Below are 23849 nucleotides of genomic sequence, written 5' to 3'. Positions count from 1 at the left end.
ATCTGTGCCCGGGCAGGTCCGTACGACGCGTAGAGTCGCCGATCGTGAGTGAATTCGCCACCTGGTCCTTGGCCGACATGCCCGACCTGTCCGGACGCACCGTCCTGGTCACCGGAGTGACCAGCGGCATCGGCACCCCCACCGCGCGGGAGCTGCTACGGGCCGGCGCACGAGTGATCCTGGCCGCCCGTTCGGAGACCAAGCTCGATCAGACCGCCGGCGAACTGGTCGCGGCGGTGCCCAAGGCCGACACCGAGCGGCTGATCGTCGACCTCTCCGACCTGACCTCGGTCCGCGAGGCCGCAGGTCGGGCCGCCGCGTTCGGCCCGATCGACGTACTGATCAACAACGCCGGCGTGATGGCGACGCCGTACCGGCGCACCAACGACGGCCTGGAACTGCAGATGGCCACCAACCACTTCGGGCCGTTCCTCCTCACCGGACTGCTGCTGCCGCAACTGGTGGCCAGTGGTGACGGACGGATCGTGTCGGTGGCCTCGAACGGGCACCGGATGGCCAGGCGGGCGCCACTGGAGGACCCGCGGAAGGCAGAGGGTCGCTACGACCGGTGGCCGACGTACGCGCGAACCAAACTGGCCAACCTGCTGTTCATCGCCGAGGCCCAGCGTCGGCTGACCGCAGCCGGGCTGCCCGTCAAGGCGATGGCCGCTCACCCCGGCTACGCCTCCACCAAGCTGATGTCGACCGGGATGGCCGGGGGCGAGACCGGTCGCCGGGCCCGCATGTCGATCTTCGACGTGGCGATGAGCATCGCGTCCCAGTCCGCCGACGACGGCGCGCTGCCGACCCTGATGGCGGCCACCGCGGACCTGGCGGGCAACACCTACTGCGGGCCCAGCAACTTCGGGCAGATGCGTGGCCTGCCGCGCAGGGTGGGGCGTTCGGCGCTGGCCAAGGACACCGCCGCGGCGATGCGTCTGTGGCAGCTCAGCGAGGAGATCGTCGGGCTGCGCTGGCCGTGACTCCTCAGTAGGCGATGAAGAGGATCTGCTCGCGGTCGTACTCCATGCCGGGGTGGGACTCGGTCAGGTGCGTCTGGGTCTGCTCGACCAGGTCGTCCTCGTCCTTGCCCACGATGTAGGTGCCACAGGGGCAGTTGAGTCGGGTCTTCATGGCGGCCTCCAGAGTCGGGGTGCAACGAGAACAGGGTATCGTTGATTCATGGTTGCATCTACCAAGAAGATCCTGGTGACCGGAGCGTTCGGCCTCGTCGGCCGGGCGGTCCTGGACCGACTGACGGCCGACGGGTTCGACGTCGTGGCCACCGATCTGGACACCCCGGGCAACCGCAAGCTCGCCAAGCGCCGGTCCGGTGCGGAGTCGGCGGGGCGGCTGCACACGACGTACGCCGACCTGACCGATGCGACCGCCGTCCGGGCGCTGCTCACCGAGCACGCCCCCGACGTGATCGTGCACCTCGCCGCGGTCATCCCGCCGGCCTGCTACGCCCACCCGGCGCTGGCGCAGCGGGTCAACGTGGATGCCGTCGCGCACCTGGTCGAGGTGGCCGAGGAACTGCCCAGCCCACCACGGCTGGTCTTCGCCTCCAGCGTCGCCACCTACGGCTCCCGCAACCCACACCGCGACGCCGGTCCGGTCACCGCCGCGACCCCGGTCGCGCCCAGCGACCTCTACGGCCGGCAGAAGGTGGCCGCCGAGGGACTGATCCGGGAATCGTCGCTGGACTGGGCGATCCTGCGGCTCGGCGGCGTGATGACCGCCGACGTGGGCGGCACCGACGCCGACACCAGTTGGTTCTCCTCGTTGCTGCCCGACGACGGCCGGATCCACACCGTCGACGTGCGAGACGTGGCCCGCGCCTTCGCCGCCGCGTCGGTGCGTCCGGTGACCGGCGAGACGTTCCTCATCGGCGGCGACAAGACCCATCGGCTCGCCCAACGTGAGATCGGCCTCGGCTACACCGCGGCGATGGGTCTGGACGGGGCCGTGCCGGCGGGCCGCAACGGCGACCCGGCCGACGACTCGAGCTGGTTCGCCACCGACTGGATGGATACCGACGCCGCGCAGGCGGCCCTGGAGTTCCAGACCGTCTCCTGGCCGGACCTGCTCGCCGAGATCCGGGAGCGCACCGGGGCCAAGCGCTACCTGCTTCGCCTGCTCGCCCCGATCCTGGCCGAGGTCGCCCGCCGCAAGTCGCCGTACCGCCACCACCCGCGCGAGTACGCCGACCCGTGGACGCTGATCGCCCAGCGCTACCCCGACCTGCCCTGAACCTCCGCCCCGGGCCGACCCCAGCCCGCACACCAGCCCTCACACCAGGGTCAGCGACCCCAGGTCGGTGATCGCCGCGCAGGTCCGCTCCACCATCGCCGTGAACATGGCGTCCCCCCGCTCGGTCCGGGTGCCGTAGGCGCACCCGAAGACCGACAGCAGCACCCCCTGCAGCATCGCGTAGCGGTAGTCCTCCCAGCACTCCTCGAGCGAGTGGTCGGTGACGCCGTGACCGACCAGCGCCGCGTGGTATCCCGCCACCAGTTCCCGCTCGGCGCTGCGCCGGTCCTCGACGAGCAGCCCGGTGCCGAGCAGGAACGCCAGGTCCCGGGCGGGCAGGCCCACCGACAGGGTCTGCCAGTCGACCGCAGTCACCGACCCGTCCGGGTCGAACATCAGGTTGTCCAGGCGATAGTCGCCATGCACCGGCCCGAACCGCTCGGCGCGGCCCAGCGACCAGTCCCCCATCACCTCGACACAGTCCCGCACCACCGCCGCGGCGCCGGCGGAGAGTCGCCCCTGCACGATCTCGAGGAAGGCGTCGACCGCGTCCGGGAAGACGCTCATCATCAGGTCCGCGTCCGCCTGCTCGTGCCGGGTCAGCCAGCCGTCGCCGAAGAGGGTCTCGTCACACCACCGCGGCCCGTGCAGGCCGGCCAGGTTCACCGCCGCCGCTCGCGCCTGCTCCGGCGTACAGCCGTGCACCTGATCACCTTGGCGGGCCGGGGCCAGGTCCTCCAGTACCAGCGTGAACCGGCCCTGCTCGTCGACCTCGGTGGCGGCGTAACAGTGCGGCACCGCGATCGCCACCGTCGACGCGAGCCGGGTGTAGAAGTTGATCTCGCTGCGGTAGGCACCGGCCAGCATCGCCCGGGCACCCGGGTCCTCGCCAGGCAGTTTCACCAGCACCGACGCCGGTACGTCGACGCCACTCACCCGCACCCGGTGACAGGTGCCGATCTGACCCGAACCGACCCGCTCGACCGCCACCGCCTCCACCGGGCCACCGAGTACCTCGCTCAGCCACACCGGGGTGATCTGGTCGGCTGAGTCGATCGGTCTCATCGCATCCTCCCCGGGTTGACCGGCAGACTCGCGAACGCCCCGGGATCGCGGACCTGCCGCCAGGCGTCGAGCACCGGAGCCAGTTCGTCGGGGGTGGCGCCGTGCAGGATCACGCTGTCGGCGCCCGCCGCGAACTGGTCCGCGACCCGCCCGGCACAGTCGGCGGGGGTGCCGGAGGCGCTGGCCGCCAGCCAGTCCGCAGGCAGGAACCGGTCGGCGATATCGGCCAGCTGTGCGGGGGTGCCGATCGCGTCCAGGGCACCGCCGGCACCGGTCACCGCCGGGTCGGCCCGGAACCGGTCCAGCACTGCGGCGTCCCAGCCGTTGGCCCGGACCAGCACCTCGCCGTACCCCTGCAGGTAGGTGGCCAGCCGGCCGACGAGCTTGCGCAGCCGCAGCTCCTCGGGCAGGGCGTCAGGGACGGTGGCCAGCACCGACCAGATCCGCACCGAGGCCGGGTCGCGGCCGGCACGTTCGGCCGCGGCGCGGACCCGGCGTACGGCCCGGGTCAGGGTGGCGTCGGTGAAGAAGGTGTGCAGCACCACCCCGTCCGCGATCTCGCCGGCCAGATCCAGGGAGCGGTCGCCGATGGCCATCATCAGGATCGGGATCTGCTCGTCGAAGCCGGCGTCCTGGTGCAGGAACCCGAACCTGCCGGCTGGGCCGTCGTGGCCGGCCACCGCGCCGCCGGACCACAGGGTCCGATAGATCCCGACCACGTCACGCAGTTGGGAGGAGGTCACCTGCGGCAGCCCCATCACCTCCATCAGGGGTGCGAAGCCGCGGCCCAGTCCCAGGGCGTAGCGGCCGCCGGAGAGCCGGTGCAGGGTGGTCGCCATCGTGGCGGTGACCAAGGGATGCCGGGTGTTGTGGTTCGTGGCCGCGGTGCCGATGCCGATCCCGGAGCTGGTCGCGGCCACCGCACCGGCGAGCACGGCCGCGTCCTTGACGTTGAACCGCTCGGAGAGGAACACCGAGCCGAGGCCGAGCTGCTCGGCCCGGGCGACCTCGTCGAGCAGGTCCCGCGGGGAGTCGCTGTGCCCGGCCAGCCCGTAGCAGCCCAGCTCGGGGAACTCGCTCATCCGAACGCCGCCTCGATGTGGCGGAGCAGATCCGGGTACCGCTGCAGATGCGCACCGCCGTTGAGGTCGAGCACCTCACCGGTCAGCCACTCGGCGGCAGCCAGATAGCCGATCGCCTCGGCCACTTCCTCGGGGGTGCCGCTGCGGCCCAGTGGCGTGTTCGCCAGGTAGTCCTCCCGGATCCCCGGGATGTCCATCGCCGGCGCGGTCAGCGGAGTCACGACCAGTCCGGGCGAGACGGCGTTGACCCGGATGCCGCGCGGCCCCAGCTCGAGGGCGGCGACCTCGGTGAGCATCGCCAGGCCCGCCTTCGCCGAGCAGTACGGCGACATCCCCGCGCCCGGCTGTCGCGCGTTGAGCGAGGCCACCGAGACGATCGAACCACCCGCCTCCATCACCCGGGCGGCGTGCTTGATCACCAGGAAGGAGCCGGTCAGGCAGACATCGACCACCCGCTGCCACTCGGCCAACTCCAGGTCCGCGATCCGGCCCACGGTGCTGGTGCCGGCGCTGTTGACCACCACGTCGAGGCGTCCGTGCCGGTCCAGCACGCCGGCCATCAGGGCCTCGACACTGGCCTCGTCGGTGACATCGACGACTGCGTCGCCGGTCAGGTCCGCGACCACCACCTGGTGTCCGGTCCGGGTCAGCTGCTCGGCGGTGGCTTCACCGATGCCCGAGGCGCCACCGACGACGACCGCGACCTTGCTGTGCGTCGTACTCATCAGATCTCCATCCGTTGTTGACGCGTGTCAACTTAGGGCATAACGTCGCCCCTGACCAGCCTCACTTCTGCCCGGGAGTCGCCCATGCCCAGCACCGCCACCCCTCGCACCGCCATCATCGGGGCCGGCATCAGCGGCCTGACCGCCTCCAAGATGCTCGGCGACTACGGCGTGGACCGGGTCTGCTTCGAGTCCTCGGACCGGATCGGTGGCAACTGGGCGTTCGGCAACCCGAACGGACACAGCAGCGCCTACCGGTCCCTGCACATCGACACCTCGCGACACCAGCTCTCGTTCCGGGACTTCCCGATGCCCGAGCACTACCCGCACTTCCCGCACCACACCCAGATCAAGGACTACCTGGAGTCCTACGCCGAGGCGTTCGACCTGACGTCGGCGATCGAGTTCGAGAACGGCGTCGAGCACGCCCGACGGCTCCCCGACGGCGGCTGGGAGCTGACCACCACCGGCAGTGGCACCCGTCGGTTCGACCTGCTCGTGGTCGCCAACGGACACCACTGGGATCCCCGCTATCCGCAGTTCCCCGGCGAGTTCACCGGCCAGACCCTGCACTCGCACCACTACATCGACCCGGAGACGCCGCTGAACTTCCGCGACAAGCGGATCCTGGTCGTCGGGCTGGGCAACAGCGCCGCCGACATCAGCGTGGAACTCTCCACCAAGGCGCTCGGCAACGAGGTGATGATCTCGACCCGGTCCGGCGCCTGGATCGTGCCCAAGTACTTCGCCGGCACCCCCGCGGACAAGTACTACAAGACCTCCCCGCACATTCCGCTCTCCTGGCAGCGCAAGGCGATGCAGCTCCTGCAGCCGCTGTCGGCCGGTCACCCCACCGACTACGGGTTGCCCGAACCCAACCACAAGTTCTTCGAGGCCCACCCGACCCAGTCGGTGGAGCTGCCGCTGCGGCTCGGCTCCGGCGACCTGACCGCCAAGCCCAACGTGGCGCGCCTGGACGGCGAGACGGTGCACTTCACCGACGGCACCAGCGCCGACTTCGACGTGATCATCTACGCCACCGGCTACAACATCACCTTCCCGTTCTTCGCCGACGACTTCATCTCGGCGCCGGAGAACAAGATCCGGCTCTTCAAGCGGATGTTCAAGCCCGGGATCGACGACCTGGTCTTCGCCGGGTTCGCCCAGGCCACGCCGACGCTGTTCCCGTTCGTCGAGGCGCAGGCCCGGCTGTTGGCGGCGTACGCGACCGGGCACTACCAACTGCCGTCGCTGCCGCAGATGGAGGACGCCATCGACGCCGACCACGCGAAGTTCCTCGGCCACATGCACCCCAGCGCCCGGCACACCCAACAGCTGGATCACTACCTCTACGAGCACGACCTGAGGGTCCGGGAGCTGCCGGCCGGCCGGGCGCGCGCCGCGCGGTTCGGCGCGACATCGCTGGCCGGGAGAGTGGCATGAACCGGGCCGCCACCACGACGCCGCAGCAACGCGGCGACAAACGGCGGGCGGCCCTGCTGGAGGCACTCGAGGAGCACCTCCAGGGCGGGTCGCTGGAGTCGATCAACATCGCCGACATCTCCAGGCGCGCCGGCGTGACCCGGTCGGCGTTCTACTTCTACTTCGAGAACAAGGCGGTCGCGGTCGCGGCGCTGGTCGAGACGATGTACGAGGCGGCCTTCGCGGCCACCGACGTCCTGGTCGGCGAGGGCGACCCGCGCACCCGGATCGAATCCACGATCCGGCAGCTCTTCGCCGCCTGGGACGCCCACGAACACATCTTCCGGGCGATGCTGGAGGCCCGCGCCACCAGCGAGGCGGTGCGGCAGATGTGGGACTCCGACCGGCTCTCCTTCGTGCCCGCGGTCGCCGACATGATCACCGCCGAACGGGCCGCCGGCCGCGCCCCCGACGGCCCGCCGGCCACCGCGCTGGCCACCGTGCTGCTGGAGCTCAACGACCGCGCCCTGGAACGACTCGCGCTCGGCGGGACGCTGAGCCGCGAGGAGCACGTGGAGGCCGTGGTCACCGTCTGGCTGCGCACCATCTATGGAAGGACCGATCAATGACCGTCACCGACCTGCCCGACACCGACGCCGCCACGGTGCGCTTCGACTCGGCTGGCGTCACCTGCGAGGCGTGGCACTTCACCGGCATCGGCGACACGTTCGCTTCGGCTGCGGGGCGCCCGTGCGTGGTGATGGCCCACGGGCTCGCCGGCACCAAGGACAGCGGGCTGGCGTCGTTCGCGCGTGGCCTGGCGGCCGCCGGGATCGACGTACTCGCCTTCGACTACCGCGGCTTCGGCGGCAGCGGCGGCAACCCTCGTCAGACGGTGTCGGTGGCCGGCCAGGTGGCCGACTACCGGGCGGCGCTGGCCGCGGCGGGTCGCCTGCCCGGCGTGGACCCGGATCGGCTGGTGCTGTGGGGGGTGTCCCTGGCCGGCGGGCACGTGTTGGAGGTGGCCGCGGACCGCGACGACATCGCCGCCGTGGTCTCGCTGACGCCGCTGGTCGACGGGCTCGCTGCCGGCCGGCACGCGATGGCCAGCCACCGGCCGTCGTCGATGCTGCGCGCGACCGCGGCCGGGGGCGCCTCCCGGGTGTCCCGGCTGGTGCGTCGGCAAGGCCTGATGATGCCGGTGGTGGGCAGGCCCGGGGAGCCGGCGGCGCTGACACTGCCCGGCAACCTCGAGGACTACCTGGCGATCGCCGGGCCGACCTGGCGCAACGAGATCGACGCCGCGGTGGCGCTCGAGCTCGGGTCGTACCGACCCGGACGCCGGGCCGACCGGGTGCGGGCACCTCTACTGGTGCAGATCGCCGACTTCGACCGGGCCGCGCCGCCGTACGCCGCCGCCAAGGCCGCGTTCCGCGGGCGCGCCGAGGTCCGCCACTACCCGTGCGACCACTTCGACGTGTGGCCGGGCAAGGAGTGGCACTCCGCCGCCATCGCCCACCAGGTCTCGTTCCTCACCCGCCACCTCACCCGCCACCTCACCCCCACCCCCGACGAAGTGTGAGTTCTGGCCCGCCGAAGTGTGAGTTCTGGCCCGCCGAAGTGTGAGTTCTGGCCCGCCGAAGTGGGGTTTGTGGCCGCCCGACGTGGGGTTTGTGGCTAATGGATGAGCATCATGGACAGGAAACTAGAACGTGTTCTAGACTGGTGTCCATGAGCCGCTACGACGCCCTGAGCCGTGACGAACTCGCCCGACTGGTCCCCGAACTCCTGCTCATCGGTCAACTCATCGACCGCTCCGGGATGGCCTGGTGCATCCAAGCCTTCGGCCGCGAGCAGATGGCGCAGGTCGCGATTGAAGAGTGGGCCGGCGCAAGCCCGATCTACACGCGCAGGATGCAGCGCGCGTTGAACTATGTCGGCGACGATGTGATCACGATCTTCAAGGGCCTGCAGCTCGACATCGGGGCGCCACCGCAGTTCATGGACTTCAGGTACGCCGTCGAGGACCGCTGGAACGGCGAGTTCTGGCTCGACCACTGCGGCGCCCTGATGGACGTGGAACCGATGGGCGAGGCCTACGTGAAGTCGATGTGCCACGACATTGAGGACCCCACCTTCGACGCCACCGCTGTGGCCACAAACCCGCGCGCCCAGGTTCGCCCGATCCATCGGCCACCTCGGTCACCTGCCGACCGGCACCCGCACTGCCGCTGGACCGTGCGGATCGACGAAGCTCATCCACCGGCGCAGGCGCTGCCGGCCTTCCACGTCATCTCCAAGTCGAAGGCCGCAGCGGTTGAACTCGCGGCGATCGATCCGACCGACGAGGGGCGGGCCGACTACGCGGGCCCCTTGCTCTCCGACGTCGACTTCGCCACGTTCTCCCGGTCCGCGCTGGTGCGGATCGCCGACGAGGTCTGCCTGCAGATGCACCTGCTCTACCTGTCGTTCTCGCATGCGGTGCGGCAACGCGCCGAGCCGGACGCAGCCGAGGAGATCTGCGAGAAGCAGCTCGTCGGGATAGCCGGGATCGCCGCCGAACGGATCGCCCGGTGCCTCAACCTGGGCACCGCCGAGGTCGACGTGGTGCGGCTGATGGCGTGGCATCCCCTGCTGAACCCGGCGGCATACGTGACCGCGTCCGTCGTGGACCACTCGGTGCAGGTGGCCGGTTCCTCGCCGGCCCAGGACGACCGCGCGTGGATCGCGCTGTGCGGACCCGGCCGCGAGCGTGCCCTGCAGGCGATCGCGCGTGCCGTTGACCCGTCGTACGACGTGACAGTGACGGCCTCCACCGCGGGTTGGTCAGCGACTGTGGTTCGCGGTGAGACTCCCGCCAAGGAGTTCGACGAGGTGGCGGTCACCCGGTTCAGCAGTGGCTCGAACTTCGCCTTCGAGTCCCGCCGGTCACTCCCGATCACCCCGGTCTGACGACGGAGCATCCGGCGGCCACGAACCCCACCTCGGCCGGCCACGAACCCCACCTCGCGCGGCCACAAACCCCACCTCGTCAGGATTTGGCGATGGTGTCCTCGACGATGGAGTTGAGGCGAGCAGCGTTGGGCCAGCCAGCGTAGTGGCATAGGAAGACCACGATCTCGCGCAACGCCTCGGCGTCGAACTCACCGTTGGCATAGGCCGCCGGGATCTGGATGCCCAGGACATCGGCCGCGCCGGCCCCGGTGAGCATGCCGATCAGCAACAACCTACGGTCCCGGTCCGAGAGGCCGGGGCGGGTCCAGATGTCGCCGAACAGGTGGTCGGCCGTGTAGCGGAAGAAGTCGCCGGTGCCGTCGGTCATGTCGAAGCCGTAGACCTCCTCCATCTTCAACAGCCCGCGGCGGCGCTGCTCGGGAAGGTCAGCGAACTTGTCGGTCATGACTGCTCCTGGTGGTGGGATGCGTGGCGTGGCGGTGAGTCCGACAATCCCAACCCCGGACCGAGGCGGTCCAGGGCGAGTCTGGCCAGAGGGACGTCGACGCCGAGCTGGTCGGCGAGCTCAGTGGCGAACCGGAGGTCCTTCTCGCCCAGTGCCCGGACATGGCTGAAGACACCGTGCCAGAAGTCGTCCGGATCCAGGGTCGCCGCACTGTCACGGTGCATGATCGCGCCCGGTCCGCCGGTGATGGCGTCGGTGTGGCGGACGACGTCACCGAGCGCGACCAGGTCCAGCCCGGCCGCCTCGGCCAGCCGCTGAGCCTCGGTCGCCGCGGTGAACGCGACGAAGTGCATCAGATTGCGGGCCAGCTTGAACTGGGTGCCGGCACCGACCGGACCGGCATGGATCACCTTCGAACCCAGCACGGACAACGCCGGCCGGGCCGCCGCGAAGGCCTCCTCGCTGCCCCCGACCAGGATCGCCAGGGTCCCCTCGGCGGCACCCATCGGCCCACCGGAGACCGGCGCGTCCACGACCAGTACGTCGTGTCGAGCAGCGGTCTCGGCCAGCGTCGCTGGGGTGCCCGGCGCGATCGTGGAGTGCACGGCCACCACCAGCGGGCGCGGGGAGGTTCGCCGGCCCACGTGCGCGAGCACCTCGCCGAGTACGTCGCGCACCTGGTCGTCGTCGCGCACCATCACGCAGAGGACATCCACGGAGGCGGCCAGATCACCCACGCTGTCGGCCACCGACGCGCCGGCCGCCGCAAGCTCGTCCAACGGCTCCGGCATCACGTCGTACACGGCCAACGCGACGTTCTCGGCAGCAGCAAGGCGCTGCGCCATCGGCTTGCCGATGTTGCCGAGCCCCACGAATCCGACGTTCATAGCCGGAAGGTCTGTCCGCCGTCGACGGCAAGGATCTGCCCGGTGATCCACGAGGAGTCGTCCGAGAGCAGGAAGAGGCAGGCACCGACCATGTCGTCGACCTGGCCCATCCGCTTGAGGGCGAGTCCCTTGACCAGGTCCTTGGCGGCGTCGCCGGCCTGGGTGCGGGTGGCCTCGGTGTCGGTGGGGCCGGGGGCGATCGCGTTGACCCGGATGCCCATCCCGCCGAGTTCGTGGGCGAGCTGCTGGGTGAGTCCGTTGATACCGACCTTGGCCAGCCCGTAGAAGCCGGAGTAGAGGTAGGCCGCAGTCGAGCTCTGGTTGACGATCGAACCGCCGCCGCGCTTCTGCATCGACGGATAGAGGGCACGCGTCATCACCAGGGCCCCGTCCATGTTGACGCTCATGAACTTGCGGTAGTAGTCCCAGTCGACGCTGATCAGCAGGTCGAACTGCATGTCGCCGTAGATGGCCGCGTTGTTGACCAGCGCATCGATCCCGCCGTACGCCGCCTCGACGGTCGCCGCGAGGGCAGTGGCGGAGTCGTGGGAGGAGACGTCGCAGCGGACGAAGAGTGCCGAGCCGCCGCCGGCCTCGATCTCCTTGGCGACCCGTTCGCCGCCGTCGACGTTGAGGTCGGCGACGACGACGGTGGCCCCTTCGCTGGCGAGCGCCTTCGCGTAGGCCTCGCCGATGCCCTGGGCGGCGCCGGTGACGACGACGACCTTGCCGGTGAATCTGCTCATGGTGTCCTTCTTCTGATCAGTGGATGGGTGCGAGGCCCAACTCGATGCGGATAGGGCCCAACTCGGCGCGGATGGGGCCCAACTCGGCGCGGATGGGGCCCAACTCGGCGCGGATGGGGCCCAACTCGGCGCGGATGGGGCCCAACTCGGCGGGTCAGGCGGGTTCGGCGATGGTCTTGGTCTCGAGGTACTCCTCGAAGCCGGCCACCCCCATCTCCCGGCCCAGGCCGGACTGCTTGTAGCCGCCGAAGGGTGCATCCGGGCTGAACCAGACACCCCCGTTGACGGCCAGAGTGCCGGTGCGGATCCGGGCCGCGACGGCCTTGGCCCGCTCCAGCGAGCCGGAGTCCACCGAGCCGGAGAGTCCGTACGCCGAGTCGTTGGCGATCCGGACCGCGTCGTCGTCGCCGTCGTGGGGGATCACCACCAGCACCGGCCCGAAGATCTCCTCCTGGGCAAGGCGTGAGGAGTTGTCAAGGCCGGCGACCACGGTCGGCTCGACCCAGAACCCGTCGCCCTCGATGATCCGGCCCCCGGTCGCGAACCGGCCACCCTCGGCCTCGGCGAGCGCCAGGTACGCGGCGATCCGGTCCCGCTGGACGGCCGAGATCACCGGCCCACAGATGGCGTCGGGTTCGCTGGGGTCCTTGGCCCCGATCATCTCCATCGTCGACGCCGCGGACTCGACCGCCTCGTCGTACTTGGCCCGGGGCACCACCAGCCGGGTGGTCAGCGCGCACCCCTGGCCGGCGTGGATGCAGGCGGCGAACGCGGTGGCGGCCGCGGCCCCGGCGACGTCGGCGTCGTCCAGCACGATCGCCGCGGACTTGCCGCCGAGCTCGAGGAAGACCCGCTTCAACGTCGGCGCGGCAGCGGCCATGATCGCCTTGCCGGTGGCGGTGGAGCCGGTGAACGACACCATGTCGACCCGCGGGTCGCTGGAGAGTTGGGCGGCGACCGCGTTGTCGGCGGGCATCACCACGTTGAACACCCCGGCCGGGATGTCGGTCTGTTCGGCGACCAGGCGGCCGAGCTCGGCGGCCACCCACGGGGTGTCCGGAGCCGGCTTGAGCACCACGGTGCAGCCGGCGGCCAGCGCCGGACCGATCTTGGCCAGATTGATCTGGGTGGGCACGTTCCACGGCGTGATCGCGGCGACCACGCCGACCGGCTCGCGGCGTACCGTCCGGCGCGATGCGATCCCCATCGGGGAGGCCACGCCGAGGTCGGTCTCGAACTCGTAGCTCTCGGCCAGCTCGGTGACCCAGGCCAGCCCCTCCAACGGCACGTCGAAGCCGGCCGCGGTCATCATGAAACTCGGCATCCCCACCTCGGCGGTGGTCAACGCCCGGAACTCATCCGCCTCGGCGAGCAGCGCCGCGTGCAACTGCCGCAGGCACCGGACCCGCAGCGCGCGGTCGGTGGACCAGTCGGTCTCGTCGAAGGCCCGTCGGGCCGCCGCGATCGCCGCGTCGACATCCTCGGCGGTGCTGTCCGGCGCGGTGCCGATCACGGCACCGGTGGCCGGATTGAGGATCGGGTACGACGACTCCGCGCCGCGCAGCTTGCCGTCGATGAGTTGCTGGGCGGGCGGGAGGGTGATCGCGTTCTGATCGCTGATCGCGTTCGCGTCGCTGATCGAGCTCGCGTCGCTGATCGAGCTCGTCGAGATCTCGCTCATCCGACACCGCCCGGGGTCTCGACAGGCTCGACGACCGACCCCTGGGTGACGTAGTCCCCACGCTCGACCGGCGGCGGCCACACGGTCGAGGGAAGGTCCTCGTAGCGGTAGTGGCCGGGGACGTCGTGGCCGGTGACCGACATCCGCTTCAGCAACGTCTCGGGGGCCTTGTTGGCCTTGATGATCTCGAGGAACGTGTGTGCGGTCGAGGGCATGTCGAACCAGTCGCGCTGCCAGTCGATCTTCACCTGACCCGCGTCGGCTCCCTCGGTGACCCGCTTGAGCCCGAACCACGACCCGCCGAGTCCGAGGATCTCGTACTCCCGCTGCGTCTCGTCGTTGATGATCCCCGAGCGCTGCTTCCAGAAGCCGATGACCATCGCCTTCTGCTCGTCGATGACCGAGCAGACGTAGTCGTAGTGCCAGCCGTCGAGACCGTCCATCTCGATGCCGATCGCCCAGTCCCGGATCTGGTCGCGGCCGACCGCCATGAAGTGCTCGTCGGGGGCGTACATCCAGCCGTAGGTGGCGTCCTCGGCGTACCACTCGGCCAGCGGCCGCCAGTCGCCGGACGCCTCGACCACACGGTTGATGTCGAGCCAGGAGTCCCAGAACTCCTCGATCTCGGCGCGGGTGAGTTGGCTCATCTCAGTCCTCTTCTTCGATGGAAAGGGCGAATGCGGGGCAGTACTTCACGGCCGTCACGACGGCGGGGCGCAGCGAGGCGTCGGGGTGTTCGTCGAGTACGACGACGACGTCGGCGTCCTCGTCGAATCCGAAGACGGTGGGGGCCTCGCCCTGGCAGAGCTGGTGCCCCTGGCATACGCCGGTGTCGGCGACGACCTTCATCGCGGTCACCGTCCGCTACGGCGCCGGTAGGTGACCCGGCAGGGTTGCTGGAGCTGGATCACCATCTTGGTGAAGTCGTCGGCGTAGGAGTCGAGCGGCTGGGCCGGCGCGAACTCGAAGTCGCGCAGGATGACGGAGAAGATCGCCTTCATCTGCATCATCGCGAAGGCGTTGCCGACGCACCGGTGCTTGCCGGCTCCGAACGGGATCCAGGTCCACCGGTTCTGCAGGTCCTCCTGGCGCGGGTCGATGTAGCGGCTCGGGTCGAAGGATTCGGCGCGGGGAAAGTCCTCCTCGATCCGGTTCGACACCCGGGGGCTGGCCGCGATCAAGGTGCCCGCGGGCAGCGTGTGCCCGAGCAGCTCGAAGTCGGACTGGACCAGCCGCATCAGGATGATCAACGGCGGGTGCAGGCGCAGGGTCTCCTTCAGCGTGGCCTCGAGCATCGGGATCGAGCGCAACGCCTGGAACGACACCTCGCTCCCGTCGGCGTACAGCTCATCGAGCTCGGCGACGACCTCGTCCATCACCGACGGGTTCCGCATCATCTCGATCATCGCCCAGGAGGCGGTGCCCGAGGAGGTGTGGTGGCCGGCGAACATCATCGAGATGAAGATGCCGGTGACCATCTCCGCGTCGTAGCCCACCGCGATCAGGACGTCGAGCAGGTCCCGGTCCTCCTTGGGGATCTCTCCGCCCAGGGACTCGGCCTTCTCGACCCGGGCGGCGATGATCGCCTGCACCTTCTCGACCAGTTCCTCCCGGGCGGTGTCGCGGATCCGGAAGTTCTCGATGTCGGCGTACGCGTCGACGTAGGCGATCGCGTCGGTGCCGTGCTCGAGCCGGTGGTAGATCTCGGCGAACGAGCCGTCGAGCTGGTCGCGGAACGGCTTGCCGATCAGGCAGGAGCTGGTGGTGTAGATGGTGAGCTCGGCGAAGAAGTCCAGCAGGTCGATCTCGCCCTCGTCGCCCCAGTCGGCGACCATCCGCCGGATCTCGGCCTCGATGGTGGCCGCGTGGCCGCGCATCATGTCGCCGCGCAGGGCCTGGTTCTTCAGCATCTGCTGGCGCTCCTCGGGGGAGGCGTCGAAGACGACGCCCTTGCCGAAGATCGGCGTCATGAAGGGGTACGCCGCCGCCTGGTCGAGCACCTCCTCGGGCGCTCGGAAGAACGCCTCGTTGGCTTCCGCGCCGGTGACCAGGACCACGTCGGAGTCGGCCAGCCGGAACCGGCCGACGTCGCCGCACTCCTCGCGGACCCGGTGGAAGAGGGCGATCGGGTCGACCCGCATCTCCGGCAGGTGGCCGGTGCCGCGGATGATCTGCGGAACCTGCTCGCCGTGGTCGTCGACCACGGTGGAGACCTCACGGATCCCGGCGAGCGTCGCTGCGCTGGTGGGGCTCGTGGTCACAGTTCCTCCAAGGGGGCTTCGGGGTTGACGTCGACGGGTGAGATGTGGACGCCGCGGGGCGCGCTGACCACCACGGTGATCGCGTCCGCGATGGCGCGGGCCTTGAGGAAGTGCGAGTGCCGGGCGTGGCCCCACTTGACCCACTCGTTGAGGACCTTGGCGGCCGCCTCGGCGTCCCAGTCCATGCCCATCTCGCTCCAGGTGGGTCCGGGTCGCACCACCGACGCGCGCACTCCGGTGCCTTCGAGCTCCATCTGCAGCGAGGCGACCAGGCCTTCGAGCCCGGATTTGCTGGCGCTGTAGCCGCCCATGAACGGCCGGGCTCGGACGGCGACGTCGGAGGAGACGAAGACGATGTCGCCGCGTTGTCGCTCCACCATGCCGGGCACGAAGGTCCTGGTCAGCCGGTGCGGTCCGAGCAGGTTGACGTCGAGCTCCCGCTCGAGTCGTGCGGGGGTGGTCTGCAACAGGGCGCCGGGTCCGATCAGGGCGGCGTTGCTGATCACCACCTCGACCTCGCCGAGGTCGGCGGCGACCTTGGCGGCGAACTCGGCCACCGAGTCGTCGTCGGAGACGTCGAGTCGGTGGGCGACCGCCTCACCGCCGGCGGAGCGGATCTCGGCGGCCACCTCCTCGCACTGCTCCACCCTGCGGGCTCCCAGGGCGACCGGGAAGCCGGCGGCGGCGAGCGCCCGGGCGGTCTCGGCGCCGATGCCCGAGGAGGCGCCGGCGATCACCGCGGGGCGGCGGTCGGGTTGGGCGTACTTGCTCATCACGCACCTCCGAGACGGGGGGTGAAGCTGACCGGCAGTTCGGCGAAGCCCCGAACACTGGTGGAGTGCACCCGCACCGCGCGGTCGTGGTGCACGGTGAAGTCGGCGACCCGGCGGACCAGTCCGTTGAGGACCACCCGGGCCTCCAGCCGGGCCAGGTTGGCGCCGAGGCAGAAGTGTCGGCCGGTGCCGAAGGAGAGGATCTGGCTGAGCTCGTCCTTGCCGCGCCCGACGTCGAAGCGGGTCGGGTCGGAGAAGACTCGTTCGTCGCGGTTGGCGGACCCGAGCAGCAGCAGCGCCTTCGCGCCGGCGGGGATGGTGACGCCGCGCAGGTCGACGTCACGGGTGACGTAACGGGCGATCATCTGGCTGGAGGTGTCGTGACGCAGCGTCTCCTCGATCCACGGCACCACCAGCGGCTCCGGGTCGTCGGCCGCGGCGAGCACCCGGGCACGCTGCTCGGGGTGGGCGCCGAGGTGGAAGAGCGAGTTGCCGAGCAGTTTGGTGGTGGTCTCGTTCCCGGCGACCACCATCAGGAAGAGGAACGCGATCACCTCGTGGTCCTCGAGCCGGTCGCCGTCGATCTCGGCGAGGGTCAGCGCGGTGGTGAGGTCGTCGGTCTGCTGCCGTTGTCGCTGGGCGACCATCTCGGCGTAGTAGCTGATCAGCTCCAGGGCGGCTTCCATGCCGGCCGGCGGCACGTCCCGCAGGCCCGCCTCGCGGTGTACGACGAGGTCGGCGAGACGGCGTACCTCGTCCCGGTCGGCGTCGGGGACGCCCATCATCTCGGAGATCACGTCCATCGGCAGTTTGCCGGCGAGCTCGGCGATCCAGTCGGCCTCGCCGTCGGCGGCGTTCCTGGCCAGGGTCGCGTCGAGGTACCGGTCGGTGAGCAGCTGCACGCTCGGCTCCAGCTCCCGGACCCGGCGGGGGGTGAAGGCGGCCGACACGAGTTTGCGGATCCGGGTCTGGCGGTCACCGTCGAGGGCGAGGAAGGACATCACCCGGTGGGCGTGCGGGTTCCAGGCGCTCTTGTCGAGCGAGACGCCCATCTGGTTGGAGAAGGTGACATCGTCGCGCAGCGCCGCGAAGACGTCGGCGTGCCGGGAGATCACCCACAGGTCGTCGGTCTCGGCATGGTGCACCGGCGCCTCGTCGCGCAGCCGACGGTAGAGCGGGTACGGGTCCTCGTGCAGGTCGTAGTCGTAGGGGTCGAAGCGCAGCGCCTCGGTGGCGGTGGTCATGCCCGGCCCTCCAGGATGGTGGCGACGACGACGTCGAGTCGGTCGCCGAGGTCGTCGTAGGTGCTCAGCCCCATGCCGGCCTGGAGCAGGGCTCCGGAGAAGGCCAGGGTGAGTGCGTCGACGACGGCGTCGTCGGCGAGGGGTCCCAGCGCGGCGGAGAACCGGCTCACGAACTCGGCGCCGATCCGCAGCCGGAGCCGCTCCACGTCGGGGTCGTGGCTGAGCAGGCTGCCGGTGACCGCCGCGGCCATCTCCGGGCGGGCGGCCAGGAAGCTCGACAGGTGCCGGGTGACGGCCTGGACGCCGGCCACCACGCTTGCAGAGTCCTCGGCCGCGGGGGCGGGATTGTCGACCAGGGCTCGCCAGAAGAGTTCGGCGAAGAGGTGGTTCTTGCTGGCGAAGTAGGTGTAGGCGGTGGCCGGGGAGACGTCGGCCCGCTTGGCGACGGTGCGCATCGTCATCGCTTCGTGCCCGACCTCGCGGAGCTCGACCTCGCCGGCGGCGAGCAACCGTTCGACGGTCTCGACCTGCCGGGCGCTGACTCCGCGGCGGGGCAGCTGACTCAGTGCAGACAATTGGTTGGACACGTGTCTAAGTTAGAACACGTTCCATTCGTGCGTCAAGGAAATGTCGAAACTCGTTCCACTTCTCTGGTTGAGTCTGGCCATGGCCATGTTCGTCACCCGGTACGACTTCCGCGCCCCCGGCGCCGACCCGCAACAACGGCAGGAGCTGTTCGACCGCTCCCTCGAGCAGGCCGCCTACGTCGACCAGCTCGGCCAGGACGCGCTGATGCTCTCGGAGCACCACGGCTCCGACGACGGCTACCTGCCCAGTCCGCTGCTGGTCGCCTCGGCGTTCGCCGCCCTGACCCGCCGGATCCCGATCTCGATCTCCGCACTGCTGGTCAACCTGCACGACCCGGTCCGGCTGGCCGAGGAGATCGCCATCCTGGACCACCTCACCGGCGGCCGGGTGACCTACACCCTCGGGCTGGGCTACCGCCGCGAGGAGTACCAGATGTTCGGCCGGGACTGGGCCGACCGGGGTGCACTGATGGAGCGGAACCTGGCGGTACTGCTGGCCGCCTGGCGCGGCGAGGAGGTCGACGTCGACGGAGTGCCGGTGCGGGTCACGCCCACCCCGTTCTCGCAACCGCACCCGTTCCTCTTCTACGGCGGCGGGTCGGTGGCCGCGGCCCGGCGGGCCGCGGCGTTCGGCCTGCACTTCCAGCCCCAGAACGCCGACGCCGCCCTGGCCGAGGCCTACCGAGAGGCCTGCCGGTCACACGGACGGGAGCCCGGCATCGTCATGCAGCCACCCGCCGGACCGGCGAACGTCTTCTGCGCCGCGGCCCCCGACGAGTTCTGGGAACGATGGGGCCAGCACCTGCTGGCCGACGCCCAGGGCTATCAGGCCTGGCGCGCCGAGGGAGCGGTGCACCATGTCTCCGACGAGTCCACGACCGTCGAGGAGATGCGGGCCGCCGGCGTGTACGTCGTACTGACTCCGGACGAGCTGATCGCCCGGATCGAGACCGGCGAGATCTCCCTGGTCGCCTCACATCCGGCCTGCGGCGGCCTGCCCACCGAACCCTCCTGGACGTCGCTGCGGCTGATCTGCGAGACGGTGATGCCGGCCGTCCGCGGCTGAGGGGTCAGCGGGAGCGGGGGCCGAACTCCGGGGCGATCTTGGCGAAGGCAGCCTCGCGCGCGACCTTGGTGTTGCGGATGAACAGCAGGTACAGCTGCTCCACCCGCTCCCGGGAGAAGGTACGCCGGGCACTGGAGGTCCGGGCGCCGTCGAAGAGTCGCTTCGCGGCAGCGAGCGCGTCGGGAGACTTGGTGGCCAACTCCTCGGCGAACCGCTGAGCGGCCGCCACCGGGTCGGAGTCGAGCCAGGTGACCAGGCCCAGGTCGGCGGCCTCCTTGCCGGACAGCATCTCGGCGGTCATGGTGAGCCGCTTGGCGGTGTCCACGCCGACCAGTTCGGAGAGGCTGCGCACTCCGCTCATGTCCGGGATCAGGCCCCACTTGCCCTCCAGCACCGACCAGGTCGAGTCGGGGGTGGCCACCCGGAAGTCCGCAGCCAGCGCGATCTGCAGGCCGCCGCCGAGGCAGTGTCCGTGCACCGCGGCGATCACCGGCACCGGCACCCGGCGCCACGCCCAGCAGGCCTCCTGGAAGGCGTTGGTGCCGCGAAGCGGGTTCGGGATGAAGGCGCGCAGGACACCGCGGGGGTTCTTCAGCACGGTGGCGAAGTCGAGGCCGGCACAGAAGGAGTCGCCCTCGCCGGAGATGACGACCGCGCGCAGCGACTTGTCGCCGCGCAGCATCCGCGCGGTGGCGATCAGCTCGTCCAGCGTCTGCAGGGTCAGCGCGTTGAACTTGTCCGGCCGAGTGAGCCGGACGTGGGCGATCTTGTCCTCGATGACGCAGGTGACGAGTCGGGTCATGGGACAAGAGTAGGGCGGGATCCCCTGGGGTGCCGCATCGACGTTACTGCCCAGTAGTAATCGGCTAGGTACGAAGTGCTCAGTGCACGGCCATGGCCCTGGCCACCACCATGGGGCGCATGAAGCGTGCCCTTCTCGGCGTACTGCCGCTGCTGCTGCTCACCGCCTGCGGATCCGACGATCCGGTCGACCCCGCGCCCGCGCCCGCGCCGGTCTCCGGGTCGACCGACGACACCGACCCCGGCCTCGACCAGTTCAACGAGGTCCTCGGCGAGGAGGGCCTGGCCAATGCACTCGGCGAGGGTCTGGTCTATGCACTGGAGGCGGCCACGGCGTACACCTACGCCGACGGAGTCCTGGAGCTGACCATGACCGGCAGCAACTCCGAGTCGGTGATGCACTGCATCGTCGCCAAGGGTGCGGGTGATCTGGCCGAGTCGGGGACCACCCTGCGACTGGTCTACCCCGACGGCACCATCGACTGCAACTGAGCGTCGCCGCTGCCTGCCCGCCTGCTCACCTGCCAAGGAGTCAACCCCGCCAGCCCTTCCGTTGTGCACCGCTTCGGAGTATGACTGATCAGTAGGGTCTACTGAGAGGCACTGGCGATGAGCGACACAGGCGTCCGCATCGAAGCGACCGAGACCGAGGCGCGTGAGCTGGCCGAGGCCGCCCGCGAGGCCGAGTGGGTCAGACCCAGTTTCGCCAAGGGGCTCTATCTGGGGCGCTTCGACCTGGCGCTGATCCATCCGCACCCGCAGGGTTCCGCCGATGATCTCGAGCGCGGCGAGAAGTACCTCACCCGGTTGCGGGCGGTCTGCGAGTCGATCGACGGTCGGCGGATCGAGCGCGACGACCAGATCCCCAATGACGCGATCGCTGCCCTGGCCGAGATCGGCGCCTTCGGGATGAAGATCCCCCAGGAGTACGGCGGGCTCGGGCTCAGCACCACCTACTACGGCAGGGCGTTGATGCTGATCGGGTCGGTGCACCCGAGCCTGGGTGCGCTGATCTCCGCGCACCAGTCGATCGGCGTACCCGAGCCGGTCAAGATGTTCGGCACCGACGCCCAGAAGGCGAAGTTCCTGCCTCCCTGCGCCGCCGGCGCCATAACCGCGTTCCTCCTCACCGAGCCCGACGTCGGCTCCGACCCGGCCCGGATGACCTCCACGGCCACACCCACCGAGGACGGCTCGGGCTACCTCCTGGACGGGGTGAAACTCTGGACCACCAACGGCGTCATCGCCGAACTGGTGGTGGTGATGGCCCGGGTGCCCGAGCATGCCGGTGGCCGCGGCGGGATCACCGCGTTCGTGGTGGACACCGACTCCGAGGGCGTCACCGTTGAGAAGCGCAACGCCTTCATGGGCCTGCGTGGCCTGGAGAACGGAGTCACTCGGTTCCACCAGGTCCAGGTGCCGGTCGAGAACCGGTTGGGCCGCGAGGGCGAGGGGCTCAAGATCGCGCTGACCACCCTGAACACCGGCCGCCTCTCCATCCCGGCGCTGTGCGCGGCGGCCGGCAAGTGGTCGCTGAAGATCGCCCGCGAGTGGGCCGGCGAACGGGTGCAGTGGGGCCGCCCGGTCGGCAGGCACGGCGCGGTCGCGGAGAAGATCTCCTTCATCGCCGCCACCACCTTCGCCCTGGAGGCGGTCCTGGAGCTCTCCACCGAGTTGGCCGATGCCGGGTCCAAGGACATCCGGATCGAGGCCGCGCTGGCCAAGCTGTGGGCCAGCGAGATGGGCTGGCGGGTCGTCGACGAACTGGTGCAGATCCGCGGCGGACGCGGCTATGAGACCGCCGACTCCCTCGCCGCCCGCGGCGAACGCGCCGTCCCCGCCGAACAGATCCTCCGCGACCTGAGGATCAACCGGATCTTCGAGGGATCCACCGAGATCATGCACCTGCTGATCGCCCGCGAGGCCGTCGACGCGCACCTGGCCGCGGCCGGCGACCTGGCTGTCGCCGACGCCGACCTGCGCAGCAAGGTGAAGGCGGCCGGGCATGCCAGCGGCTTCTACGCCAAGTGGCTGCCCCAGTTGGCTGCCGGCAAGGGCACCGTGCCCACGTCGTACGGCGAGTTCGGGCCGCTGGCGCGGCACCTCCGGTTCGTGGAGCGGTCCTCACGGAAGCTGGCCCGTCAGACGTTCTACGGGATGACCCGCTGGCAGGCAGGGCTGGAGCACCGGCAGGGGTTCCTGGGCCGGATCGTCGACATCGGCGCGGAACTGTTCGCCATGTCGGCCTCCTGCTCGCGGGCCGCGATGATCCAGGAACGGGACCCCGCGCAGGGCGCCGAGGCAGTGGCCCTGGCCGACGCCTTCTGCGACCAGGCCCGGCTGCGGACCGAGCACCTCTTCGAGCGGTTGTGGACCAACACCGACGACATCGATCGCGACCTCGCCGGACGGGTGCTCGACGGCGACCTCACCTGGCTGGAGGCCGGTGTCCTCGACCAGTCCGAGGGCACCGGGCCGTGGATCGCCCACTGGACTCCCGGTCCCAGCGAGCACGAGACGGTACGCCGGCGCTACCGCTGAGCGGGCGCCGGCACCGGGTCACCTGGTGACGCTCAGGCGGCCTTCGCCATCCGATCCTTGGCCATCCGAGCGTCCCGCTCGAGACGGGCCTGCAGCGCCCGGCGTACCTTGCGACCGCCGGTGGTCATCTTGTAGAGCTTCGCCAGCTGCATGGGGGCGTTCTTCGGGGTGGTGGTCGCCAGCCAACCGTTCGGCAGCGACAGCCGAACCACCTTGTGCCAGGCCGAGTACACCTGCTTGGGGAAGCTGCCGGTGACGTAGTTCAGCCCGTACTTCTCGAACAGCGCCTGGACCTGCGGCGCCACCTCGGCGTACCGGTTCGACGGCAGGTCGGGGAACAGGTGGTGCTCGATCTGGTGGGACAGGTTGCCGCTCATCAGGTGCAGCGCCTTGCCGCCGGAGATGTTCGCCGAGCCGAGCATCTGGCGCACGTACCACTCGCCGCGGGTCTCGCCCTCGATCGACTTCCGCTCGAAGGTCTCCACGCCCTCGGGGAAGTGGCCGCACATGATGATCGAGTGTGACCAGACGTTGCGGACCACGTTGGCGACGAAGTTCGCGGCCAGGGTGGTGACGAACGAGCCGGTCGGCAGCGACATCAGCGGGTGCACCAGGTAGTCCTTGGTCGCCTGCTTGCGGATCTTGGTGCGCACCGCCGCGGCGGCGGCCTTGAACTCCTCGCTGCGCTTCTCCTTGGGGATCTTCAGGTTCTTGCCGAGCTCGAGGTCGTAGGCGGCGATGCCGTACTCGAAGAAGCAGGCGTTGACCGCGTTCCACAACGGCTGGGCGAGGAAGAACGGGTGCCAGCGCTGGTCCTCATCGACGCGCATGATGCCGTAGCCGAGGTCGTTGTCCTTGCCGACCACGTTGGTGTAGGTGTGGTGCAGCTCGTTGTGGCTGTGCTTCCACGCGGACGCCGGCGTGGCCATGTCCCACTCCCAGGTGGTGGAGTGGATCTTCGGGTCGCGCATCCAGTCCCACTGGCCGTGCAGGATGTTGTGGCCGATCTCCATGTTCTCGAGGATCTTGGCGACCGACAGGCCGGCGGTGCCGACGATCCAGGCCGGCGGGAAGATGCTGGCCAGCAGCACTGCGCGGCTGCCCAACTCGAGCTTGCGCTGGACGTCGATGAGCTTGCGGATGTACGCCGCGTCGCGCTCGCCGCGAGTGTCGAGCACGGACTGGCGGATCGCGTCGAGTTCGATGCCGATCTGCTCGATGTCCTCGGGGGTGAGGTGCGCGATCGGGTTGTCGGGCTTCTTGGTGATGGTGGTCATGATTTCCTCCCGGTGGTCGAGCTTCGTTGAGATCCCTG

General features: G+C 70.0%; 25 protein-coding genes. 9 read left to right on the top strand and 16 right to left on the bottom strand.

Translation table 11 applies throughout. The annotated features are described in order from the left end of the window. Positions 1-44 precede the first annotated feature (44 nt). Entirely contained in the window at positions 45-983 is a 939-nt protein-coding gene (locus JKG67_RS09830; RefSeq protein ID WP_307816499.1) for an oxidoreductase, read from the top strand. Positions 984-987: 4 nt separating this feature from the next. Here the strand turns inward: JKG67_RS09830 and JKG67_RS09825 are convergent, their stop codons facing one another. Further along, positions 988-1134: a DUF1059 domain-containing protein gene (locus JKG67_RS09825; RefSeq protein WP_203337136.1), complete on the bottom strand. Its 147-nt coding sequence runs from the start codon at positions 1132-1134 to the stop codon at positions 988-990. A gap of 48 nt (positions 1135-1182) precedes the next feature. Here JKG67_RS09825 and JKG67_RS09820 point away from each other — a divergent pair, with 48 nt between their 5' ends. Further along, positions 1183-2253 carry an NAD-dependent epimerase/dehydratase family protein gene (locus JKG67_RS09820; protein ID WP_203337135.1) on the top strand — a complete coding sequence of 357 codons (1071 nt, stop codon included), beginning with the start codon at positions 1183-1185 and terminating at the stop codon, positions 2251-2253. 39 nt (positions 2254-2292) lie between these two features. On the opposite strand, the gene JKG67_RS09815 is transcribed toward JKG67_RS09820, so the two are convergent. The 3 genes from JKG67_RS09815 to JKG67_RS09805 are packed head-to-tail and all read right to left on the bottom strand — an operon-like array spanning position 2293 to position 5125. Further along, on the bottom strand, positions 2293-3318 hold the full coding sequence (locus JKG67_RS09815; RefSeq protein WP_203337134.1) for a phosphotransferase family protein: 1026 nt from the start codon (positions 3316-3318) through the stop codon (positions 2293-2295). Further along, positions 3315-4400 carry a TIGR03857 family LLM class F420-dependent oxidoreductase gene (locus tag JKG67_RS09810; RefSeq protein ID WP_203337133.1) on the bottom strand — a complete coding sequence of 362 codons (1086 nt, stop codon included), beginning with the start codon at positions 4398-4400 and terminating at the stop codon, positions 3315-3317. The genes JKG67_RS09815 and JKG67_RS09810 overlap by 4 nt, the downstream gene beginning before the upstream one ends. Further along, on the bottom strand, positions 4397-5125 hold the full coding sequence (locus JKG67_RS09805) for an SDR family NAD(P)-dependent oxidoreductase (protein WP_203337132.1): 729 nt from the start codon (positions 5123-5125) through the stop codon (positions 4397-4399). Before JKG67_RS09805 ends, JKG67_RS09810 begins: the two co-directional genes overlap by 4 nt. An 84-nt stretch (positions 5126-5209) precedes the next feature. Between JKG67_RS09805 and JKG67_RS09800 the strand changes: the two genes are divergently transcribed. From JKG67_RS09800 to JKG67_RS09785, 4 genes are all read left to right on the top strand, one after another. Further along, a complete protein-coding gene (locus JKG67_RS09800) occupies positions 5210-6568 on the top strand; it encodes a flavin-containing monooxygenase (RefSeq protein ID WP_203337131.1) in 1359 nt (452 codons plus the stop codon). Then, positions 6565-7176, top strand: coding sequence for a TetR/AcrR family transcriptional regulator (locus JKG67_RS09795; protein WP_203337130.1), 612 nt, complete (start codon positions 6565-6567; stop codon positions 7174-7176). Before JKG67_RS09800 ends, JKG67_RS09795 begins: the two co-directional genes overlap by 4 nt. Further along, entirely contained in the window at positions 7173-8129 is a 957-nt protein-coding gene (locus tag JKG67_RS09790) for an alpha/beta hydrolase (protein ID WP_203337129.1), read from the top strand. The genes JKG67_RS09795 and JKG67_RS09790 overlap by 4 nt, the downstream gene beginning before the upstream one ends. A gap of 149 nt (positions 8130-8278) precedes the next feature. Then, complete coding sequence (locus tag JKG67_RS09785; RefSeq protein ID WP_203337128.1) at positions 8279-9499, top strand: hypothetical protein; 1221 nt, start codon at positions 8279-8281, stop codon at positions 9497-9499. Between the two features lie 79 nt (positions 9500-9578). Here the strand turns inward: JKG67_RS09785 and JKG67_RS09780 are convergent, their stop codons facing one another. The 10 genes from JKG67_RS09780 to JKG67_RS09735 form a co-directional block, all read right to left on the bottom strand. Further along, on the bottom strand, positions 9579-9947 hold the full coding sequence (locus JKG67_RS09780) for a carboxymuconolactone decarboxylase family protein (protein ID WP_203337127.1): 369 nt from the start codon (positions 9945-9947) through the stop codon (positions 9579-9581). Then, the gene (locus JKG67_RS09775) at positions 9944-10834 is read right to left on the bottom strand and encodes an NAD(P)-dependent oxidoreductase (protein ID WP_203337126.1); all 891 of its coding nucleotides are present in this window, start codon (positions 10832-10834) and stop codon (positions 9944-9946) included. Before JKG67_RS09775 ends, JKG67_RS09780 begins: the two co-directional genes overlap by 4 nt. Further along, on the bottom strand, positions 10831-11580 hold the full coding sequence (locus JKG67_RS09770; RefSeq protein ID WP_203337125.1) for an SDR family oxidoreductase: 750 nt from the start codon (positions 11578-11580) through the stop codon (positions 10831-10833). Before JKG67_RS09770 ends, JKG67_RS09775 begins: the two co-directional genes overlap by 4 nt. 154 nt (positions 11581-11734) lie before the next feature. Next, complete coding sequence (locus tag JKG67_RS09765; RefSeq protein ID WP_238998249.1) at positions 11735-13261, bottom strand: aldehyde dehydrogenase; 1527 nt, start codon at positions 13259-13261, stop codon at positions 11735-11737. Continuing rightward, the gene (locus JKG67_RS09760; protein ID WP_203337124.1) at positions 13258-13908 is read right to left on the bottom strand and encodes a nuclear transport factor 2 family protein; all 651 of its coding nucleotides are present in this window, start codon (positions 13906-13908) and stop codon (positions 13258-13260) included. Before JKG67_RS09760 ends, JKG67_RS09765 begins: the two co-directional genes overlap by 4 nt. Before the next feature lies 1 nt (position 13909). Beyond that, a complete protein-coding gene (locus JKG67_RS09755; RefSeq protein ID WP_203337123.1) occupies positions 13910-14110 on the bottom strand; it encodes a ferredoxin in 201 nt (66 codons plus the stop codon). Between the two features lie 5 nt (positions 14111-14115). Next, on the bottom strand, positions 14116-15522 hold the full coding sequence (locus JKG67_RS09750; RefSeq protein WP_307816498.1) for a cytochrome P450: 1407 nt from the start codon (positions 15520-15522) through the stop codon (positions 14116-14118). Continuing rightward, positions 15519-16295, bottom strand: coding sequence for an SDR family oxidoreductase (locus tag JKG67_RS09745; protein ID WP_238998248.1), 777 nt, complete (start codon positions 16293-16295; stop codon positions 15519-15521). Before JKG67_RS09745 ends, JKG67_RS09750 begins: the two co-directional genes overlap by 4 nt. Beyond that, positions 16295-17539: a cytochrome P450 gene (locus tag JKG67_RS09740; protein WP_203337121.1), complete on the bottom strand. Its 1245-nt coding sequence runs from the start codon at positions 17537-17539 to the stop codon at positions 16295-16297. The genes JKG67_RS09745 and JKG67_RS09740 overlap by 1 nt, the downstream gene beginning before the upstream one ends. Beyond that, positions 17536-18126, bottom strand: coding sequence for a TetR/AcrR family transcriptional regulator (locus tag JKG67_RS09735; protein ID WP_203337120.1), 591 nt, complete (start codon positions 18124-18126; stop codon positions 17536-17538). The genes JKG67_RS09740 and JKG67_RS09735 overlap by 4 nt, the downstream gene beginning before the upstream one ends. A gap of 79 nt (positions 18127-18205) precedes the next feature. Between JKG67_RS09735 and JKG67_RS09730 the strand changes: the two genes are divergently transcribed. Beyond that, entirely contained in the window at positions 18206-19192 is a 987-nt protein-coding gene (locus tag JKG67_RS09730; RefSeq protein WP_203337119.1) for an LLM class flavin-dependent oxidoreductase, read from the top strand. Positions 19193-19196: 4 nt separating this feature from the next. Here the strand turns inward: JKG67_RS09730 and JKG67_RS09725 are convergent, their stop codons facing one another. Further along, on the bottom strand, positions 19197-19994 hold the full coding sequence (locus tag JKG67_RS09725) for a crotonase/enoyl-CoA hydratase family protein (protein WP_203337118.1): 798 nt from the start codon (positions 19992-19994) through the stop codon (positions 19197-19199). Between the two features lie 119 nt (positions 19995-20113). Here JKG67_RS09725 and JKG67_RS09720 point away from each other — a divergent pair, with 119 nt between their 5' ends. After that, positions 20114-20485: a hypothetical protein gene (locus JKG67_RS09720; protein WP_203337117.1), complete on the top strand. Its 372-nt coding sequence runs from the start codon at positions 20114-20116 to the stop codon at positions 20483-20485. 117 nt (positions 20486-20602) lie between these two features. Further along, on the top strand, positions 20603-22534 hold the full coding sequence (locus JKG67_RS09715) for an acyl-CoA dehydrogenase family protein (RefSeq protein WP_203337116.1): 1932 nt from the start codon (positions 20603-20605) through the stop codon (positions 22532-22534). A gap of 32 nt (positions 22535-22566) precedes the next feature. On the opposite strand, the gene JKG67_RS09710 is transcribed toward JKG67_RS09715, so the two are convergent. Beyond that, positions 22567-23811, bottom strand: a complete 1245-nt coding sequence (locus JKG67_RS09710) for a fatty acid desaturase family protein (RefSeq protein ID WP_203337115.1) — start codon at positions 23809-23811, stop codon at positions 22567-22569. Positions 23812-23849: the final 38 nt, after the last annotated feature.

Origin of the sequence: Nocardioides limicola (assembly GCF_016827675.1) — a bacterium.
Taxonomy (GTDB): Bacteria; Actinomycetota; Actinomycetes; order Propionibacteriales; family Nocardioidaceae; genus Nocardioides; species Nocardioides limicola.
The sequence above is the reverse complement of the archived record's forward strand: the minus strand, read 5'-3'. Positions and strand labels throughout refer to the sequence as shown.